Raw genomic sequence first — 20373 nt, forward strand, 5'->3', positions numbered from 1 at the left:
CGATGACTGTGACCCTGGCGGACGTGGCGGCCCGTGCGCAGGTGTCGCCCGCGACCGTCTCCCGGGTGCTCAACGGCAACTATCCGGTGGCCGCGTCCACGCGCGAGCGCGTACTGAAGGCCGTGGACGAGCTGGACTACGTCCTCAACGGTCCCGCCAGCGCCCTCGCCGCCGCCACCTCCGACCTGGTCGGCATCCTCGTGAACGACATCGCCGACCCCTTCTTCGGGATCATGGCCGCCGCCATCCAGTCCGAGATCGGGGGGCCGGGCGGGCGCGCGGGCGGGGAGCGGCTGGGCGTGGTGTGCAACACGGGCGGCTCCCCGGAGCGCGAGCTGACGTATCTCACGCTGTTGCAGCGGCAGCGGGCCGCGGCTGTCGTGCTGACCGGTGGGGCCATCGAGGATCCGGCTCATCTGGCCGCCGTGGGCAACAAGCTGCGCAAGCTGGCGGAGGCCGGGACGCGGGTGGTGCTGTGCGGGCGACCGCCCACGCCGGAGGCCATCGCGATCACCTTCGACAACCGGGGTGGCGGGCAGCGGCTCACCGAACATCTGATCGGACTGGGGCACCGGCGGCTCGGATACATCGCGGGACCGCAGGAGCGGACGACGACCCGGCACCGGCTGGAGGGGCACCGGGCCGCGCTGGCCGCAGCCGGGATCGAGGACGATCCCGAGCGGACCGTGTACGGGCGGTACGACCGGCTCTCCGGGTACGAGGCGACGCTGGAGCTGTTGCGGCGGGACCCGTCGCTGACGGCCGTGGTCGCCGCGAACGACACGGTGGCGCTGGGGGCCTGTGCGGCGCTTCGGGATTCCGGGCTACGCATTCCGGACGATGTCTCCGTGGCCGGATTCGACGACCTGCCGTTCAGCATCGACGCGGTGCCGGCGCTGACGACCGTGCGGCTGCCGTTGTCGGAGGCCGGGGCTCGAGCGGGGCGGATCGCGATGGGGCGGGAGGAGCCGCCGCCGGGCGGGATCGCCACGGTTCGGGGGGAGTTGATGGTGCGGGGGTCGAGCGGGGCGCCTCGAAGAGCGTGAGGCGCGAGACCGGTCGGGCGTCGTGCAGTGAGGTGGGGCGAGGCCGGTCGGGCTTCCCACAGCGGAGAGGCGCGAGACCACTCCGGCTCCCCACAGCAGGGAGGCGTGACACCACTCCGGCTCCCCACAGCGGAGAGGCGCGAGGCCAGTCGGGCCTCGTGCAGTGGGGTGGGGTCGGTGGGGACCCTCAGGTGCTCAAGTTGGCTCCGGTCGGAGCCGGTAGGTCCCCGCGCCCCCGGAGGGACGCGGGGTGGGGGCCGGGGTCCGGCCGCCTGGCTAGTACTTCGTGGGGAACAGGGCGATCTTGGCCTTCTTGCCGGAGACCGACTTGACCCAGATCTTGAGGTTGTTGAACTTCACGGTGCCACCGGGGCTGGTGCTGCCGCTGAGGTAGACACCGCCCGACGTGGCCGAGAACTTGACGGACCGTGAGCTGACGGAGACGACCTTCAGCTTCCCGAAGCCGAACTTCTTGCTGCTGACCTTGATGGTCTTGGGGGCGGAGACGGTGGTGTTGCAACGGCCGTCGTAGCAGGGGCCGTTGGCGGCCTGCGCGGCCGGGGCCAGGGCACCGAGGCCCAGTGCGGCCGTAAGGGTCAGGGTCGCGGCGGTGGTGACGGCTCGTCGGCTCGTACCCGTGGTCATGAGGTGGACCTCCTGTGGTCGGCGGGTTCCCGCTCGGCGTTTCCGGCACGATTTGTAGCCCGCCCGAGCCGGGACCCCTCCCGAGACAGGTCCCGTCACGGAACGTGACGCTTCGGCGCGCGACAGTCACCGGACCGTCTTACGTTGGGCGGGAGAGCCATCGCCTCACCCCCCATCAAGGAGGAACCATGGCTGCCAAGGCCAAGAGCAAGGGCCACATGGACAAGATCACCGGCAAGACCAAGGAGATGACCGGGAAGGTCACCGGCAACCGCGAGCAGCAGGCCGAGGGCAAGATGCAGCAGGCACGCGGCGAGGCCAAGAAGATGCAGGGCAAGGCCCAGGAGCGCGTGGAGAAGGCTCAGCGTTCGGTGAAGCGCGACCGCGCCTGAGTGCCGCCGGGCACGTACCGGCGTACGGCCTGTGAGTGGGCGTACCCGCGTACAGCCGGTCAGTGGACGTACCCGCGTACGGCCAGTGAATGGGCGTACCCGACGTGCGGCCGGTGAATGGGCGTACCCGACGGACGCCCGGTGAATGGGGGCTCCCGTGATCATGGGGAGCCCCCTTCGCATGTCCGCTGGTGAGTACTCGCGCATCACGGGTACCCGGCGCCCATGGAGACCCGGATGACAGGACCGGCGCTGCCGGAGAGCAGGGGCCGGGTTTCGGCTGCGGTCCTGGAGTACCTGCGGGGGAAGGGGGCACTGCCGGACGGCCGGGAGATCGCCGGGGCCGACCCCTTCGGCGACGATCTCCAGCTCGCCCTCTACCTCTGTTACGAGCTGCACTACCGGGGCTTCGCCGACGTCGACGCCGACCTCGAATGGGACCCGGAGCTGCTGCGGTGCCGGGCGGCCCTGGAGTGGCCGTTCCTCGAAACCCTGCGCGACCGGGCGACGCGGCACACCAGCGCCCAGGAGGCGCTGGACGAGCTGCTGGTGGAACCGGCCGGCGGGGACGGAGACGGGAACGGAGGCGGTGTCGGTGACTTTCTGCAGGACGAGGGCGAGCTGTGGCAGGTGCGTGAGTACGCGGCGCAGCGCTCGCTGTACCACCTGAAGGAGGCCGACCCGCACGCCTGGGTGCTGCCCCGGTTGTGGGGGCGGGCGAAGGCGGGGATGGCCGCGGTGGAGTTCGACGAGTTCGGCGGGGGCCGGGCCGACCGGGTGCACGCGCGCCTCTTCGCCGACCTCATGACCGACCTGGGGCTCGACCCGGCCTACGGCCGCTATGTGGACGCCGCCGGTGCCGAGGCCCTCGCCCTGGTGAACCTGATGTCGCTCCTCGGCCTGCACCGCTCCCTGCGCGGCGCTCTCGTGGGCCACTTCGCGACGGTCGAGATCACCTCCTCCCCCGGCTCCCGACGGCTCGCCCGCGCGATGCGGCGGACCGGTGCGGGCGCCGCCGCCGAGCACTTCTACGACGAGCACGTCGAGGCCGACGCCGTGCACGAGCAGGTCGTACGGCGGGAGGTCGTCGCCGGTCTGCTGGAGGAGGAGCCGCAACTGGACGCCGACGTGGCCTTCGGTGTCGATGCCACCAACCATCTGGAGGACGCCCTCGCCGACCGTCTCCTCGGAGCGTGGCGAGCGGGCCGGTCGTCGCTCCGCACGCCCGTCTGACCGGCTCAGGTGCTCAGACACTCACGTGCTTCGGACGCTCAGTGACCCGACAGCTCATCGCTCTCTCGCTCTGGAGGCCAATCCCCCGTGATCCCGCTTTCGCTGCCCGTGTCGCTGCCCGGCGTCTACGCCCCTCAGGACGACACCGAACTCCTGGTCCACGCCCTGCGGCGGGAGCCTCTCGCCCCGCACGCCGTCGTGCTCGACGTCGGTACGGGGACCGGGGCCGTCGCGCTGGCCGCGGCACGGCGGGGTGCGCGGGTCACCGCCGTCGACATCTCCTGGCGGGCCGTCCTCAACGCCAAGGTCAACGCCGTACTGGCGGGGCTGCCCATGACGGTCGTACGGGGGAACCTGCTGGCCCCGGTGTCCGGGCGGTCCTTCGATCTCATCGTGTCCAACCCGCCGTACGTGCCGGGTCCGGGCGTCGACGGGTTCGACTCCGTACGAGGGGACGCGCGGGCCTGGGACGGCGGGTGGGACGGGCGGCTGGTGCTGGACCGGATCTGCCGGGACTCGCCGTCCCTGCTGCGGCCCGGCGGGGTGCTGCTGCTGGTCCAGTCGGCCCTGAGCGACGCGGAGCGGACGCTGGCGCAGTTGCGGGCGGAGGGGCTGCGGGCCGACGTCGTGGACCACCGCCGGGTCGCGTTCGGGCCCGTGCTGCGGTCGCGGAGCGCATGGCTGCGCGACCGCGGGCTGCTGGGAGAGCCGTCCGACGGGGACGGCGGCGACGACGAGAAGGAAGAGCTGGTGATCATCCGTGCCGAACGTCCCCGCTGAACGCCGCCGTCTCACCGTGCAACGCCCTGGCCCGCTGCTGGTCGAGGGGCCGGTCGACGTCACGTTGGAGGACGGTACGACCGTGTCGTCGGACCGCTTCTGCGTGGCCCTGTGCACCTGTCGCCGCAGCCGCATCTACCCGTGGTGCGACACCAGCCACCGCCGGCGGGCCGCGGCCGACGCACGACGGCAGCCCGATGCCGACGACCCCCGCCACGCTCAGCAGCCGCCCACCTGAAGGGATTCCGGAGCCATGCCGCAGCAGAAGCAGCCCATGCAGCCCAAGCACGAGTCGTACTGGATCGAGAGCGCGCCGCAGGAGGGCGCGTACCCGCCGCTGGACGGGGAGCTGATCGTCGACGTGGCGGTGGTCGGGGCGGGGATCGCCGGGATCAGCACCGCGTGGGAGCTGGCGCGGCGGGGCAAGCGCGTGGCGCTGCTGGAGGCGGACCGGGTCGCCTCGGGGGTCACCGGGCACACGACGGCCAAGGTGAGCGCGCTGCACACGATGATCTACGACCGGCTGCGGCGGACCCGGGGCGCCGAGGCCGCGGCGCTGTACGCGCGGTCGCAGACGGAGGCGATCCGGCATGCCGCCGCGACGGTGAAGGAGCTGGAGATCGCGTGCGACTGGGAGGACACGGCGGCCTACACGTACGCCGAGGACGAGGGGCGTGTCGCGGAGCTGCGGGCCGAGGCGGAGGCGGCGCGGGAGGCCGGGCTGCCCGCCGAGTTCGTGACGGAGACGGGGCTGCCGTTCCCGGTGGCGGGGGCGGTGCGGGTGGAGGAGCAGGCACAGTTCCATCCCCGTAAGTACCTGCTGGCCCTGGTCGGGGATCTGGTGCGGCAGGGCGCGTCGGTCCATGAGGGGACCCGGGTGGTGCGGCTCAAGGAGGGTTCGCCGTGCCGGCTGACGACCGAGGCGGGGTACACGGTGACCGCCGGGGACGTCGTGGTCGCCACGCACTACCCCGTGTTCGACCGGGCGATGCTCTTCACCCGGCTCTCCCCGCGCCGCGAACTCGTCCTCACCGCCCCGATTCCCGCCGAGGCCGACCCGCACGGCACGTACATCACCCAGGAGCAGCGCACCCGCTCGGTGCGCACCGCCCCGTACGGCGACGGGCGGCGGCTGCTGATCCTCACAGGGGAGCACTTCACGCCGGGCACCGCCGACGTCGACGAGCGGTTCGCCCTCCTCGGGGACTGGGCCGTCGACCGCTTCGGGCCGCTCGACTTCACCCACCGCTGGGCCACGCAGGACAACGACTCCACGGACTCCGTACCGCTGGTGGGCCCCTTCCACGCGGGCAGCCGGCACAGCTGGGTGGCGACCGGGTTCGGCGGCTGGGGCATGAGCGGCGGCATCATGGCCGGGCGGCTGCTGGCCGAGCAGATCACCGGGCACAAGGCGCCGTGGAGCGACCTGTACGACCCGCGCCGGGTGCTCAGCGCGGTGCGGGAGGCGCCGAGCTTCCTCAAGCACCAGGCCCAGGTCGCCCGCCACTTCGTCGGCGACCGGCTGAGCCCGCCCGGCGACACCTCCGTCGAGTCCATCGCTCCCGGGGACGGCGCGGTCGTCCGGCTCTACGGGCACCACTGCGCGGTCCACCGCGACGACGACGGCGTGATCCACGCCGTCTCCGCCCGCTGCACGCACATGGGCTGCCTGGTCGGCTTCAACCGCGCGGAACGCACCTGGGAGTGCCCCTGCCATGGCTCCCGCTTCGACCCGGAGGGGAACATCGTCCAGGGGCCGGCGACGAAGCCGCTGGAGAGGCGGGACATTTGAGGGTGCGGGATGGCCGGGTGACGTTCTCGGGTGCGGGTGCGCGGGTGGCTGGTCGCGCCCACGCGGCGGAGCCGCATATCGACACAGTCCCGCGCCCCTGAGAAGCTGGGCTGCGCCCCTGCTTCTCGCCGCCCGACCGTAGAACCTCCGGCCCACACCCGCGTCCCAGAGGGGCGCGGGGAACTGCGCGAGAAGCCCCACTCACCCGCAGCCGACAACGACGTGTACGGTCCGAAGGCATGAAACTCGCGTTCTCCACCCTCGGTGTCCCCGGCCTCCCCCTCCCCGACGTCATCCACCTGGCCGTCACCCACGGCTACCACGGTGTCGAGTTGCGCGCCCACCCCGAGGAGCCGGTGCACCCGGGGATCGGGGCCGGCGAACGGGCCGACGTGGCCGCCGAGTTCAAGGCGGCCGGTGTCGAGATCCTCGGCCTCGCGGGGTACGCACGGGTCGCGGCGCCGGGCGAGGACGGCCCCGTACTGGACGAGATCCGCGAACTGCTCGACCTCGCCCGGGACCTGGGCGCCCCCTTCGTCCGCGTCTTCCCCGGCGGCGACCTGGCCGGCGGCCAGAGCGCGGAGGAGGCCGACGCGATCGCGGCCCGGCGGCTCGGCACGGCGGCGGAGGACGCGGCCGACCGGGGCGTACGCGTCCTGCTGGAGACCCACGACTCGCACCGCACGGGCGCCGACGCGATCCGTGTGCTCGGCCCGGTCGGCCATGGCAGCGTCGGCTCGCTCTGGGACGTGATGCACACCTGGCTCGGCGGCGAACAGCCCGCCGAGTCCTACGCCGCCCTCTCCCCCTTCCTCGGCTACGTCCAGGTCAAGGACATCGCCTCCCCCGACGACACCACCCCGCTCCCCCTCGGCGCGGGCGTCCTCCCGCTCGCCGAGTGCGTCGAGCTCCTCTCCCGCAAGGAGTGGGACGGCTGGCTCTGCTGGGAGTACGAGAAGCGGTGGTACGAGGAGGCCGCGCCGCTGCCGGAGCTGCTCGCGGCGGGCCGGGAGCACCTCGGACGACTGCTCAACGACGCCGCGTAAAGCCATGGCCTGAGCTTGAAACATCAAGCTCAGGCCGGGTGCGGCGGAGATTTTGGCCGCGAATCGACACGAGTCACCCAAAGCCGATCACCTGCCGAGCGAATACCAAGCAGATACCGACAGTAACTCTTGGAAAACGGAGCGCTCCGGCCTTCCTTACACCAGACTTACCTCCCGCACCCGCCACTCAACTGGCCATGCAACGGGGGTAATTCGCATATGCAGGGCACGGTCGACGGTTTCAGCTACGGCGCGGTCACCCCGGTGGCCGCCTACATCATGGCCTGCCTCGGCGCGGCGCTCGGACTGCGCTGCGTCGTCAGGTCGGTCTACAACGAGCGGTCCTGGAAGCCGGGTTGGCTCGCCTTAGGCGCGGCTTCCATAGGCTGCGGCATCTGGACGATGCACTTCATCGCGATGCTCGGCTTCCGGGTGAAGGAGAGCCGGATCCACTACGACGTCGGCCTGACCGTGCTCAGCCTGGTCGTGGCCGTCACCGTCGTCGGCGTCGGGGTATTCGCCGTCGGCTATCGCGGCGTCAGCACGGCCACCCTGTGCTCGGCGGGGTGCGTCACGGGGCTCGGCGTGGCCGCCATGCACTATCTGGGCATGGCCGCCATCCAGTTGAACGGCTACATCCAGTACGACATCCCCGTCGTCGCCCTCTCCGTCGGCATCGCCATCGTCGCCGCGACCGCCGCGCTCTGGGCGGCCGTGTCGATCCAGGGCTTCCTCACCAGCCTGGGCGCCAGCCTGGTCATGGGAGTCGCCGTCTCCGGCATGCACTACACCGGGATGGCCGCGGTCGGGGTGCACCTCCACGGCACCACCGGCGGCACGATCACCGGCGAGTCGCCCATGTCCATCCTCCTGCCGATGCTCATCGGGCCTGTCCTCTTCCTGCTGCTGGCCGGGGTGGTCGTCATGTTCGACCCGATGCTGGTGCTGGGCGACGGGGACTGGAACAAGTCGGCTGTCCGGCGACGCGCCCCCGAGGAACCGCGCCGGCCCTGGCAGGCCGACCGCCCCGACGTACCGCTGGAGCACCCGGACGACTCCACCGGCTCCCTCTTCGAGCCCGTGCCCGGCCGGTCCCACCGACAGCCCCAGGACACCGGACGCCGCATCCAGCAGTGGTGAGCCCTCAGCCGGCGAACCCACCCGCGTCGCGCGGCTCCGGCAGGAGGCGCGGCTCGACGCGTTCCTCCGTCGCCGTGTCGCCGTCCCGCCGTACGACGTACGCCCCCTTGCCCGGCACCTCCGCGACGGCCTCCACCAACCGCGTCCCGCGGTAGACGAGGCCGACCCCGTCGTCCGTGCAGTGGGTCTCCGGCAGGGTCCCGTCGGCGACGAGGCGGTGCACCAGGGGCCGCCGCCCCGCGTCGCTGTCGTAGTGGACGCCGTTGCCGTACGGGAGGTACGCCAACGCGTCGGTGACGGGGCGGAGCCGGGGGCCGAAGGAGTCGGTCGTGCCGCCCCGGAACCAGCAGATGGAGCCCGCGCTGACGCCGCTGAGGACGACACCGGACTCCCAGGCGCGCCGGAACGTGGCGTCGAGGCCGTGAACGCGCCACACGGCGAGCAGGTTGGCGACCGAGCCGCCCATGACCCAGACGACGTCCTGTTCGAGGACGGCCGCCTCGATGTCCTCGATGTTCGGCATGGGAAAGAGGGCGAGCGGCGTCAGGTCGAAGCCGGCGACCCGCGCCGCCTCGCCCATACGCGCGGTCATGTGCTCGGAGTCGCCGACCGCCGTACCGACGTACATGACCTTCGGGCGCCGGCCGTTCACCCCCGACAGCTCCACCGCGTGGTGCACGAGCGAGTGGAAGGTCACCCGGGTGCGGTCACCGAGACGGTGACCGCCCGAGGTGGCGACGATGGTGGGCTCGGAGGCGGTCATGGCGGGAGGCTAGCGGAAGCCGCGCGAACACCTCGTGGAAGCCCGCCTTGGAGGTGACCGACGCGTTCCGGCTCGGGGGTTGCGGGTTCGTCGGCGGGTGCGGGTGGTTCGTCGTTGCTCGCGCAGTTCCCCGCGCCCCTGAGGGCCCCGGGCGCGACCCATGCTTTTCAGGGGCGCGGGGAACTGCGCGACCAGCCCCCACTCAGCCGCACCCGCCGACGGACCCTCACCCCCCCCCACCACCTCCCGCGACCCTCCCGTCCCGCCCGTTCCAAGTTCCGAAAATCGCCCGTCCGACGGGAACCCGAACCCACCCCACCCCGTCCAACCGCCATGCTGCCGGACGAGTCTCCGCAGCGCGGACGTCGGCTTCGCCGCTGGCTGCGATCGCTGACCAACCCTCTCCTCCGCCTGCGGCCGGCAGCACGCCGTCACCGGCGCGCCCCCCTCCGACAGCGCCGGTGACGGCCCCTTGGAAGCGGCCCGCCGTGCGTTCCCTTGACCGGAAGAAACTTCCCGGATATTCGTGACACCTTGGAAGTTTCCTTCAGCGGCTCCCTCCGGAAGGAGCGCACGTGCCCTCCAGACGTACCGTTCTCGCCGCCACGGCCGGCGTCACCGCGGCCCTCGGCCTCGGCACCGACGCACAGGCCGGCAGCACCGACGACAAGAGGCTTCGCACTCTCGTCTCCCGTATGACGCTCGAGGAGAAGGTCGGGCAGCTCTTCGTGATGCGGGTCTACGGGCACTCGGCGACCGCGCCCGACCAGGCCGACATCGACGCCAACCTCCAGGAGCTCGGCGTCCGGACGGCCGCCGAGCTGCTGGCGAAGTACCGGGTCGGCGGGATCATCTACTTCTCCTGGGCGCACAACACCCGCGACCCGCACCAGATCGCCGCCCTGTCGAACGGCATCCAGCGCGCCTCCCTCGGCCTTCCGCGCGGCCTGCCCGTCCTCATCTCCACCGACCAGGAACACGGCATCGTGGCCCGGGTCGGCGAGCCCGCCACGCTGCTGCCGGGTGCGATGGCCCTCGGCGCGGGCGGTTCGCGCGCCGACGCCCGCGAGGCCGGGCGCATCGGGGGTGCCGAGCTGCGGGCCCTCGGCATCCGGCAGGACTACGCCCCCGTCGCCGACGTGAACGTCAACCCGGCCAACCCGGTCATCGGCGTACGCTCCTTCGGCGCCGACCCGAAGGCCGTCGCGGGGCTGGTCGCCGCGCAGGTGAAGGGGTATCAGGGTGCCGGGGTCGCGGCGACCGCCAAGCACTTCCCGGGGCACGGGGACACGGCCGTCGACAGTCACTACGGCTTCCCGGTCATCGAGCACACCCGGGAGCAGTGGACGACGCTGGACGCCCCGCCGTTCCTGGCCGCGATCCGCGCCGGGATCGACTCGATCATGACCGCGCACATCATGGTCCCCGCCCTGGACCCCTCCGGCGACCCGGCCACCCTCTCCCGCCCGATCCTCACCGGCATCCTGCGCGAACGACTCGGCTACGACGGGGTGGTCGTCACCGACTCGCTCGGCATGCAGGGCGTCCGGGAGAAGTACGGCGACGACCAGGTGCCGGTGCTGGCACTGAAGGCCGGCGTCGACCAGCTCCTCAACCCGCCCTCGATCGACGTGGCGTGGAACGCCGTGCTCGCCGCCGTACGCGCCGGGGAGCTGACCGAGGCGCGGCTCGACGCGTCGATCCTGCGGATCCTGCGGCTCAAGGCGAGGCTCGGGCTGTTCGAGCCGCCGTATGTGAGCGAGGCGGGCGTCGACCGGGTGGTGGGGACCGCGCGGCACCTCGACGCCGCCGACCGGATCGCCGAGCGGACCACGACGCTCCTGGTCAACGAGGGCCCGCTGCTGCCGCTGTCCCGGCGTACGCACGAGAACGTGCTGGTGGTGGGCGCCGATCCGGCGTCCCCGTCGGGCACCACGGGCCCGCCGACGGCCGTCCTCGCCGCCGAGCTCACCTCCCTCGGCTTCACGACGACCCGCCTGTCGACCGGTACGGCGCCCTCGCAGACCGTCATCGACCAGGCCGCGGCGGCGGCTGTGGGCAAGGACGCGGTGGTGGTCGCCACGTACAACGTCACCGCCCAGCAGAAGGCGCTGGTGAACCGGCTCCTCACCACCGGGGTCCCCGTCATCGCCCTCGCGGTCCGCAATCCGTACGACGTGGCCCAACTGACCGGGGTGAAGGGCTACTTGGCGTCGTACTCCTGGACGGACGTCGAGGTGCGGGCGGCGGCGCGGGTGCTGGCCGGGCGGGTGGCGCCGCGCGGGAAGCTGCCGGTGCCGGTGCAGCGGGCCGACGACCCGGCGCGGGTGCTGTACCCGATCGGACACGGGCTGACGTACTAGACCTACGACGCACACCCGGCGTAACCCCGCCGACTGACGCAAAGCGCACGGTACGCCTGGCGTGGCCCTCCCGAGCGGGTCACGCTGGACGTGGGGAGATCGGGGGGTGGGCCGTGCGAGGGGTGTCCGCGGGGCTTGTGTGGGCGAGCGTGACCGTGGCGGTCGCCCTGCTGTCGGGGTGTCAGGCCTGGACGGGCGGGGTGGGTGAGGAGCCCGAGGAGCGGCCGAGTACGACCGCGCCGGCCCGGCCGTCCGAGTACGGGACGGTGTTCCTCGGGGTCGACGAGTGCAGCTCGTTCGGGACGACCAGCTTCACCGAGGTGCCCTGCGCGGGCGAGCGCGCCGCCGCCCGGGTCGTGGCGCGGCACGACGGCCGGGTGGGCCAGGGGCCGCTCTGTCCGCCGACCACCGACTTCGTCCTGCACATCAGCGAGTCCCGGCCCTCCTACGGCGAGTCCGGCGAGTCCACCGAGTCCACCGAGGACGAGGACGGCGACGGCTCCGTACCGCAGGGCTACGCCTGTATGCGCAAGCTCCAGCCGCCGCACCCGGGCGACCCCGGCGGCGGAGGCGGTCCCCGCACCATCGTCGGCGACTGCGTGTACAGCGCCGGGCGGGGCGAGGTCCGCGAGACCGCCTGCGACGGCAGGGGCAGGCACGCCCCGGAGTACGAGGTGACGACGGCCGTCGGCACCAGGGCGCAGTGCCCGGCCACCACGGATCTGTATGTGCAGTTGGGCGGGGCCAGGCCGGTGGGGTGCGCGGTGCCCGTCTGAATTCCGCGTCCCCCTTGGCGAATCGCGTCGTGAATCCCTCCGTACACCGTGATCTCGGATCGATATCATCCGCTTACGGACCGTAGGACGACGGTGAACGGTGGGGGGACCATGGCCCAGGATCCTCAGGGCGCTCCTGGTACGGAGGAGTTGCCGGAGATTCCCGGTTACCGCATCGACTCGTTGCTCGGCTCCGGTGGGATGGGCCGCGTCTTTCTCGGTACGTCGCCCTCGGGCCGCCAGGTCGCCGTGAAGGTGATCCGCGGCAACCTCGCCCACCAGCCCGACTTCCGGCGCCGTTTCCGGCGCGAGGTGACCGCCGCCCGGCAGGTCAGCGGCGCCTTCACCGCGCCCGTGGTGGACGCCGACCCGGACGCCGACCCGCCCTGGATGGCGACCCTCTATGTGCCCGGGGAGCCGCTGGACCAGCGCATCAAGCGGGGGCCCGTCCTGGGCGCCGAGGAGCTGTACCGGCTCGCCACCGGCCTCGCCGAGGCGCTGCGCGACATCCACCGCGCCGGCATAGTGCACCGCGACCTCAAGCCGGCCAACGTCCTGCTCGCCGCCGACGGCCCCCGGGTCATCGACTTCGGCATCGTGCGCGCCGCCGACACCGACATGCCCACGGGCACGGGGATCACGGTGGGCACCCCGCCGTTCATGTCGCCGGAGCAGATCCGCGCCCAGAAGGACGTCGGGCCGCGCAGCGACATCTTCGCGCTGGGCTCGGTGCTGACGTACGCGGCGAGCGGCCATGTGCCGTTCGACGCCACGGACGTGTACGCGGTGGCGTACCAGCTGGTCCACGAGCCCCCCGATCTGGAGGGGGTGCCGGACTGGCTGCTGCCGGTGGTCGAGAGCTGTCTGGCCAAGGAGCCGGCCGAGCGCCCGGACGCGGACGAGCTGCTCGCCCTGCTGCGGAGCACGACCTACCCGGCCGGCCCCGGCTCCCCGGACACCTTCGTGCTGCGCTCACCGGCACCCGGCTCCCAGGCGCCGCCCGTGAGCGCGGGCGCGGGCTCCGCCGCCACTCCGCCGCCCCGGCGGCGCCGGCGGCTCGTCCTCGCCGTGGCGGCGGTGGTGGCCGTCGCCACACTGTCGGGCGGACTGCTGTACGGGCTGCGCGGCGGCGAGGACGGCGCCGGGGACGGCTCGGATTCCGCCGGGAGTCCGAGCGGGAGGCCCGGCCGGACCGCGCGGGCCGTCACCCAGCCGGAGGGGTCCGCCCCGTACACGAGCACACAGTCCGGCTCGGGCGGCTTCACGTTCACGTACCACGACAGCCCCGAGCGCCGCCCGGACGGCTGGCGGCGCTGGCAGTACAACCTCCAGAACAGCGACTGCGTGTACGCCCGGTCGTCCCTGGTGTGCGTCGGCGACCGGACGGTCCGGATCGACGCCGCGACCGGCGAGGAGCTGTGGCGGACGGACGAGGCCTCGTCGTACGGCCAGAACACCCCGGTCGTCGTCGGCGACACCGCGGTCGTCAACATCGGCGACCGCCTCATCGGTCTCTCGCTCGCCGATGGCACGGTGAAGTGGCGTCACGCGATGGCGTTGCTCACGCAGCGGCTCATGGGCGACGGCGAACGGGTGTACGCGGTCGACCACGACGCCCTGGTGCTGGCCGTCGACGCGCGCACGGGCCGGGAGAGCTGGACGCTGTCGGCGCGGAGCCCCGGGGGCGGCAGGGGGCAGCCGCCCGCGCTCCGGGTCGTCGGCGACCGGCTGTACGTGTTCACCGGCGTCACCGACTCCGACCCCGGCGAGGGCTTCGTCACGGTCGTCGACACCGGCAGCGGTGAGAAGGTCGCCGGTTTCGAGCTGTCCGCGCCGTGCGAACCCGGCAGCCAGGCGCTGCTCGAGGAGGACGGCGCGACCCGGCTGTACTGCATCGTGCTGAACGACGAGAGCGCGGAGAGCACCCTGTTGAGCCAGGAGCTCGCGCCCGGCGCCAAGGGGGTGCGCACCGAGGTCGACGCGACGCTGGGCGGAGGCCAGAGCGGGGCGCCCGAGCTGTCGGTGACCCCGGGCCGGGTGCTGTTCGTCTCCCCCACCCAGACGGGCGGCGAACTGGTCGCCGTGGACACGGACCGGCAAACCGAGCTGTGGCGCAGCCCCATGCCCGGCCTGGGCCCGGCCGACGCACCGCCCGTCCAGGCCGGCGACCGCGTCTATGTCGCCAACACCCGTGATGTCGCCGTCTTCGAGCCCCGCACGGGCGAGTTGCTCTACCAGCACAGCCTGCCGAGCATCAAGGACGCCAGCGGTGTGGAGTCGGGCCTGGACACCGAGCCGATGGTGGCGGGCGGCATCGTCTACGTCCCGTCGACCCGGGTGGGCTGGATGGCGCTGGACACCGAGGAGCAGTGAGCCCCGGCCCCGCTCTGCGGCGGAACCGGGGCTCGAATCACTTACTGTCGCTGCGAGTTACGGCCTGAGCGTGAGCTCCCGCTCGACGTCACGCTTGTCGATCTTGGAGTCGAACTTCGCCAGCGGCTTCGCCTTGCTCGGGTCCTCCTCGACGGCGGCCGGGACGACACCCGCCCACTCCAAAATCCGGGCCGTGGCCAGGTCCTTCTGCGACTCGACGAGACCGGCGACGTTGGCACCGTGGTTGGCGCCGGGGGCCGTGAAGACGTACGAGTCACGGGCCTTCTTGCCCAGGTGGAAGGGCTCGGCGCCCCACGGGTCGTTCTGCCCGTACACGAAGAGCATCTGCTTGGCGTTGTTCCGGACCCAGGTGTCGACGTCCCGCATCGCGTACGGCTGGAACCGCATGTCGATGTCACGCGGGACGAAGTTCCGGGGCGGCTGGTAGCCGTAGCGGATGTACTTCTTCTCGATGTGCGGGAACTTGATCGTGGGCGCGCCCAGCTGCGTACCGGCCTGGTAGTAGTACGGCGTGTACGGCGTCAGGCCCTGGTCGGTGTACGAGGAGAAGCCGCCGATCGTGTCGATGGACGTCCAGATCTCGTCGTCCGTGGCCTTCTTGGCGTCCTTCGGGATGACGTCGCTGTCGCAGTCGGCGAGCAGGCTGTACTGCCAGAAGCCCCACACGTAGTCGAGGACGACGGCCTCGTACGCCTTGTCCAGGCTGCCGACCGTGTTGAAGGTGAAGCCCTCGGCGGCGGCGAACTCCGCGTACTTCTTCTTCAGCGGCTCACGGCGCACCAGCGCCTCGCGCTGCACGGCGTTCAGCCGGTCGCGGCACTCCTTGGTGCCGACGTTCGCGAAGAACCGGTCGTACGCCGAGTCCTCCTTGTTGACGACGTCGTTGGGGGCGACGTACGCGACGACGCCGTCCATGTCCTTCGGGTAGAAGCGCTCGTAGTAGGTGGCGGTCATACCGCCCTTGGACCCACCCGTGGAGATCCACTTCTTGCCGTAGACCTTCTTCAGCGCCCTGAAGATGCGGTGCTGGTCGCTGGCGGCCTGCCAGATGTCGAGCTTGGACCAGTCGGCCGGGTCGGGGCGGGACGGGGTGAAGAAGCGGTACTCCATGGAGACCTGGTTGCCGTCCACGATCTGCGTCGGCTCACTGCGGCGGGGGGCCGTGTTGACGCCGTAGCCGCTGGTGAAGAAGACCGTCGGGCGGTTGGTGTCCTTGTGCAGCACGGTGATCCGCTGCTGGAACGTGCCCTTGGAAGGGCGCCGGTGGTCGACCGGCTGGGTGTAGTTGAGGACGAAGAAGCGGTAACCGGGGTACGGCTTCTCCTCGATCAGGCTCATGCCCGGTACCGCGAGCAGTCGGTCCTTGATGTCACCGGTGTCCGGCTCGGCAGCGGTGGCCGCCCCCGCCGTGCTCAACGTGCCTATGAGCACCACGAGCGACAGCACCCATCGGAGTGCTTTGCGCATGCTTCTCTCCCCTGTGCAGCGGCTGTGCGCCGGAAGCTATCGGAGCGACCGCCGGGGCACCAGGGAGGAAAGGGGCCAACTGGACTGCTTTCAGACGGAGATGGGAAAGGTAGGGAAAACCCTCAGCGCAGGATCCAGCCGGAGTCGTACGTCCGCGAGCCGACCCGGGCGTGGATCCACACACCGCGTTTGCCCGCGTGCACGGTCACCGGCCCGGTGGGGTGGGTCTTGTTCCTGCCCCACCGCCCGCCCCACGGGCGCATCTGGACGTACGCCCTGCGGGCCTTCCCCTTCCCGGCCTTCTTCGGCACGAGCACGGCACACACGTACCGGGGGCCCTTGCGGTGGACCCTGATGGTCCCGGCGTCGAACGTCAGCGTCCGCACCTTGCGCCCCGGACAGGACGGGGCGCCGGCCGCCTCCGCGCTCCCCACCGGACCGGTCAGCGCCAGCAGTCCGGCCATCGTCAGCACGGCCAGCACGAGCGCCGCCGGCCGACGTCCCCCACGCCTGCTCACTGTTGTCCCTCCCGCCACACGACCGTACTGATGTACGGACGCGGGACCCCCCTCGAACGGTTGCGCGTGCGGGTCGACTCGCTGCTACGGCTTCAGCGCCGGCTCGCCCACGAAGGTCCGCCACAGCTGCGCGTACCGGCCGTCCCGGGCCAGCAGTTCGTCGTGGGTGCCGTCCTCCGCCACCCGGCCGTCGGCCATGACGACGACGCGGTCGGCGCGGGCGGCGGTGGTGAGGCGGTGCGCGACGACGAGGGTCGTACGGCGGACGGCGAGGCGGTCGGTGGCGTGGTTGACCTGGGCCTCCGTCGCCAGGTCCAGGGCGGCTGTCGCCTCGTCGAGGAGCAGGATGTCGGGGCTGACCAGCTCCGCGCGCGCCAGGGCGATCAGCTGGCGCTGGCCGGCGGAGAGGTTGCGGCCCCGCTCGGCGACCTCGTGGAGGTAGCCGCCGTCGAGGGTGGCGATCATGTCGTGGGCGCCGACGGCGCGGGCGGCGGCCTCCACCTCGGCGTCCGTGGCGTCGGGGCGGCCGTAGGCGATGGCGTCCCGGATCGTGCCCTGGAAGAGGTACGCCTCCTGCGGGACGACGCCCAGGCGGTGGCGGTACGAGGTGAGGTCGAGGTCGCGCAGATCGGTGCCGTCGACGGTGACCCGGCCGCCGGTGGGGTCGTAGAAGCGGGCGACGAGCTTGACGAGGGTCGACTTGCCGGCGCCGGTCTCACCGACGAAGGCGACGGTCTGCCCGGCCGGGATGGACAGCGCCACACCGCTGAGGGCCTCCTCATCGTCCCCGTACGCGAAGTCCACGTCCTCGAAGGTGATGTCACCGCGCAGCGAGAGCACCTCCAGCGGCTCGTCGGCGGACTTCGTCGACGTCGGCTCCTGGAGGAGTTCCTGGATGCGGCCCAGGGAGACGGTGGCCTGCTGGTAGCCGTCGAAGACCTGCGAGAGCTGCTGGACGGGGGCGAAGAAGAGGTCGATGTAGAGGAGGTAGGCGACCAGGGCGCCGGTGGTGAGGGTGCCCGCGTCGACGCGGTGGGCGCCGACGATCAGGACCGCCGCCGCCGCTGCCGAGGACAGGAACTGCACGAACGGGAAGTAGAGCGAGATCAGCCACTGGCCGTGGACGCGGGCTTTGCGGTAGCTGTCGCTGCCGGCCGCGAACCGCTCGCCGCCGTCGCGCTCACGCCGGAACGCCTGCACGATCCGCAGCCCGGCCACCGACTCCTGGAGGTCCGCGTTGACCACGGACACCCGCTCACGGGCCAGCTCGTACGCCTTCACACTCGCCCGGCGGAAGAAGACCGTGCAGACGATCAGCGGCGGGAGCGTCGCGAAGACGACGAGAGCGAGCTGTACGTCGATCACGACCAGCGCGACCATGATGCCGAAGAAGGTGACGACGGAGACGAAGGCCGTGACCAGACCGGTCTGCAGGAACGTCGAGAGGGCGTCGACGTCGGTCGTCATCCGGGTCATGATCCGGCCCGTCAACTCCCGCTCGTAGTAGTCGAGTCCGAGGCGCTGGAGCTGGGCGAAGATCTTCAGGCGCAGGGAGTACAGGACGCGTTCGCCGGTACGGCCGGTCATGCGCATCTCGCCGATCTGGGCCGCCCATTGCGCGACGACCGCGAGCAGCCCCAGCAGCGACGCGGCCCAGACCGCGCCCAGGGCCGCCTGCGAGACACCCTCGTCGATGCCGTGCCGGATCAGCACCGGCAGCAGCAGACCCATGCCCGCGTCGACGGCGACCAGGGCCAGGCTGATCAGGAGGGGCCGGCCGAAGCCCCCCAGCAGCCGCTTCAGGCCGTACGACTCCTCCGGCTCTACCGCGCGCGCCTCGTCGATGCCGGGGGTGTCGGTCGCCGGGGGCAACGCCTCGACCTGGGCGAGGAGTTCGGGCGTGGCGGGGGTGCCGTCGAAGGCGGTGTCGCGTGGCTCCCGGTCGCCGGTCCACAGGCGGGGCGTGATGCCGCGCTCGGCGTCGAACTCGGCGTCCAGCTCGTCTCGTATCGAGTCGCGTGCGGGGCTGTCGTCGTCCTTGGTCAGGGAGGCCGGCGGGTTGTGGCCGGGCGAGACGCCGCCCAGTTCGTCGGGGTCGGTGAGCAGACGGCGGTAGAGGGCGGAGCGCCGCTCCAGCTCCTCGTGGGTGCCGAGGTCGGCGAGGCGGCCCTCGTCGAGGACGGCGATGCGGTCGGCGAGGTTGAGGGTGGAGCGGCGGTGGGCGATGAGGAGGGTCGTGCGGCCCTCCATGACGTGGGTCAGCGCCTCGTGGATCTCGTGCTCCACGCGGGCGTCCACCGCCGAGGTCGCGTCGTCGAGGACGAGGAGGCGCGGGTCGGTGAGGATCGCGCGGGCCAGGGCGATGCGCTGGCGCTGGCCGCCGGAGAGGGTGAGGCCGTGTTCGCCGACCTTGGTGGCGTAGCCGTCGGGCAGCTCGGCGATGAAACGGTCCGCCTGGGCGGCGCGGGCGGCGGTCTCGATCTGCTCGTCGGTGGCGTCCGGGCGGCCGTACGCGATGTTGTTGCGGACCGTGTCGGAGAAGAGGAACGAGTCCTCCGGGACGAGGCCGATCGCGGCCCGGAGCGAGTCGAAGGTCAGCTCGCGGACGTCGTGGCCGCCGATGAGGACGGCGCCGCGCGTCACGTCGTAGAAGCGCGGGAGGAGGAGCGAGACGGTCGACTTGCCGGAGCCGGAGGAGCCGACGACGGCGAGGGTCTCGCCGGGCCGGATCTCGAAGCTCAGGCCGTCCAGGACAGGGCGCCCGTCCTCGTATCCGAAGGACACGTCGTCGAACTCGACGGTCGCCGGTGCGTCCGCCGGCAGGGTCTTGGTGCCGTCGGTGAGGCTCGGCTCGGTGTCGATCAGCTCCAGGACACGCTCGGTGCCGGCGCGGGCCTGCTGGCCGACGGTGAGGACCAGGGCGAGCATGCGGACGGGGCCGACCAGCTGGGCGAGGTACGTGGAGAACGCGACGAACGTGCCGAGTGTGATGTGGCCCCGGACGGCCAGCCAGCCGCCGAGCGCCAGCATGGCGACCTGGCCGAGCGCGGGGACGGCCTGGAGGGCGGGGGTGTACCGGGAGTTGAACCGGATGGTCCGCAGACGGCCGGCGAAGAGCCTGCGGCCCACTTCCCGCAGCTTCCCGGTCTCCTGCTCCTCCTGTCCGAACCCCTTCACCACGCGTACGCCGCTGACTGCGCCGTCGACGACGCCCGCGACGGCGGCGGCCTGGGCCTGGGCGTACCAGGTGGCGGGGTGCAGCTTGGTGCGGCTGCGCTCGGCGATCCACCACAGCGCGGGGGCGACGGCGAGGGCGACGAGCGTGAGCGGCAGGGACAGCCACGCCATGATCACGAGGGAGATCAGGAACAGCAGGATGTTGCCGATGGTCATCGGCAACATGAAGAGCAGGCCCTGGATCAGCTGCAGGTCACTGGTGGCGCGGCCGACGACCTGGCCGGTGGACAGCTCGTCCTGACGGCGTCCGTCGAGCCGGGTGATCGTCCCGTACATCTCCGTACGGAGGTCGTGCTGGACGTCGAGGGCGAGGCGGCCGCCGTAGTAGCGGCGGATGTAGGTGGAGACGTAGACCAGGAGGGCGGCGCCGATCAGGGCGGCCGCCCAGGGGGCCATGTCCCGGGTCTTGTCCCCGATGACATCGTCGATGATCACCTTGGTGATCAGGGGGACGAGGGCCATCACGGCCATGCCCGCGAGGGAGGAGCCGAGGGCGAGGACCACGTCCTTGGGGTACCGCCAGGCATATGCGGCGAGCCTTCGCGCCCAACCTCGGTCGTCCCCCTGCTGCGCTGCCACGCCGGTGCCCTCCTCGTCGTCGGTTGTCCGGAAGGCACCAACGCGTCGGGAGAGGGATTTCATCCCGCCGTGATCTTTGGGGGCGCCTGTGGGGGGTGAGGGGGCTGTGCGTCCGGCGGGTGCGGGTGGGTGGGGGTTGCTCGCGCAGTTCCCCGCGCCCCTGGAGGGCCCGGGGCTGCGCCCCGGGCCCTCCAGCCTTTTG

General features: G+C 72.0%; 16 protein-coding genes. 11 read left to right on the plus strand and 5 right to left on the minus strand.

The window, feature by feature from the left end; translation table 11 throughout:
• The first annotated feature begins 2 nt into the window (after positions 1–2).
• Complete coding sequence (locus tag ACWD26_RS31045; protein ID WP_451275272.1) at positions 3–1046, plus strand: LacI family DNA-binding transcriptional regulator; 1044 nt, start codon at positions 3–5, stop codon at positions 1044–1046.
• A gap of 276 nt (positions 1047–1322) precedes the next feature.
• On the opposite strand, the gene ACWD26_RS31050 is transcribed toward ACWD26_RS31045, so the two are convergent.
• Positions 1323–1691: a hypothetical protein gene (locus ACWD26_RS31050; RefSeq protein WP_451275273.1), complete on the minus strand. Its 369-nt coding sequence runs from the start codon at positions 1689–1691 to the stop codon at positions 1323–1325.
• A 188-nt stretch (positions 1692–1879) separates the two neighbouring features.
• On the opposite strand from ACWD26_RS31050, the gene ACWD26_RS31055 reads away from it, so the two are divergent.
• The 7 genes from ACWD26_RS31055 (at position 1880) to ACWD26_RS31085 (ending at position 8074) form a co-directional block, all read left to right on the plus strand.
• Positions 1880–2083 (plus strand): CsbD family protein, encoded by a 204-nt coding sequence (locus ACWD26_RS31055; RefSeq protein WP_451275274.1) that lies wholly within the window; start codon positions 1880–1882, stop codon positions 2081–2083.
• A 225-nt stretch (positions 2084–2308) separates the two neighbouring features.
• Positions 2309–3316, plus strand: a complete 1008-nt coding sequence (locus ACWD26_RS31060; protein WP_451275275.1) for an iron-containing redox enzyme family protein — start codon at positions 2309–2311, stop codon at positions 3314–3316.
• Between the two features lie 87 nt (positions 3317–3403).
• Positions 3404–4096, plus strand: a complete 693-nt coding sequence (locus ACWD26_RS31065) for a HemK2/MTQ2 family protein methyltransferase (RefSeq protein WP_451275276.1) — start codon at positions 3404–3406, stop codon at positions 4094–4096.
• Positions 4077–4334, plus strand: a complete 258-nt coding sequence (locus tag ACWD26_RS31070) for a CDGSH iron-sulfur domain-containing protein (RefSeq protein ID WP_451275277.1) — start codon at positions 4077–4079, stop codon at positions 4332–4334. The genes ACWD26_RS31065 and ACWD26_RS31070 overlap by 20 nt, the downstream gene beginning before the upstream one ends.
• Positions 4335–4349: 15 nt before the next feature.
• A complete protein-coding gene (locus tag ACWD26_RS31075; protein WP_451275278.1) occupies positions 4350–5888 on the plus strand; it encodes an FAD-dependent oxidoreductase in 1539 nt (512 codons plus the stop codon).
• Positions 5889–6127: 239 nt separating this feature from the next.
• Complete coding sequence (locus tag ACWD26_RS31080; protein ID WP_451275279.1) at positions 6128–6934, plus strand: sugar phosphate isomerase/epimerase family protein; 807 nt, start codon at positions 6128–6130, stop codon at positions 6932–6934.
• A 219-nt stretch (positions 6935–7153) separates the two neighbouring features.
• Positions 7154–8074, plus strand: a complete 921-nt coding sequence (locus ACWD26_RS31085) for an MHYT domain-containing protein (protein ID WP_451275280.1) — start codon at positions 7154–7156, stop codon at positions 8072–8074.
• A 4-nt stretch (positions 8075–8078) separates the two neighbouring features.
• On the opposite strand, the gene ACWD26_RS31090 is transcribed toward ACWD26_RS31085, so the two are convergent.
• The gene (locus ACWD26_RS31090) at positions 8079–8837 is read right to left on the minus strand and encodes a Type 1 glutamine amidotransferase-like domain-containing protein (protein WP_451275281.1); all 759 of its coding nucleotides are present in this window, start codon (positions 8835–8837) and stop codon (positions 8079–8081) included.
• A gap of 575 nt (positions 8838–9412) precedes the next feature.
• Here ACWD26_RS31090 and ACWD26_RS31095 point away from each other — a divergent pair.
• From ACWD26_RS31095 to ACWD26_RS31105, 3 genes are all read left to right on the plus strand, one after another.
• Entirely contained in the window at positions 9413–11200 is a 1788-nt protein-coding gene (locus tag ACWD26_RS31095) for a glycoside hydrolase family 3 protein (protein ID WP_451275282.1), read from the plus strand.
• 122 nt (positions 11201–11322) lie between these two features.
• Positions 11323–11976 carry a hypothetical protein gene (locus ACWD26_RS31100; RefSeq protein WP_451275283.1) on the plus strand — a complete coding sequence of 218 codons (654 nt, stop codon included), beginning with the start codon at positions 11323–11325 and terminating at the stop codon, positions 11974–11976.
• Positions 11977–12087: 111 nt separating this feature from the next.
• A complete protein-coding gene (locus ACWD26_RS31105) occupies positions 12088–14349 on the plus strand; it encodes a protein kinase domain-containing protein (RefSeq protein WP_451275284.1) in 2262 nt (753 codons plus the stop codon).
• A 57-nt stretch (positions 14350–14406) separates the two neighbouring features.
• On the opposite strand, the gene ACWD26_RS31110 is transcribed toward ACWD26_RS31105, so the two are convergent.
• The 3 genes from ACWD26_RS31110 to ACWD26_RS31120 form a co-directional block, all read right to left on the minus strand.
• On the minus strand, positions 14407–15837 hold the full coding sequence (locus tag ACWD26_RS31110) for a S28 family serine protease (protein ID WP_451275285.1): 1431 nt from the start codon (positions 15835–15837) through the stop codon (positions 14407–14409).
• A gap of 122 nt (positions 15838–15959) precedes the next feature.
• Positions 15960–16355, minus strand: a complete 396-nt coding sequence (locus ACWD26_RS31115) for a hypothetical protein (RefSeq protein WP_451275286.1) — start codon at positions 16353–16355, stop codon at positions 15960–15962.
• Between the two features lie 84 nt (positions 16356–16439).
• Entirely contained in the window at positions 16440–20171 is a 3732-nt protein-coding gene (locus ACWD26_RS31120; protein WP_451275287.1) for an ABC transporter ATP-binding protein, read from the minus strand.
• Between the last annotated feature and the right edge of the window lie 202 nt (positions 20172–20373).

The organism is Streptomyces sp. NPDC002787 (genome assembly GCF_053592095.1).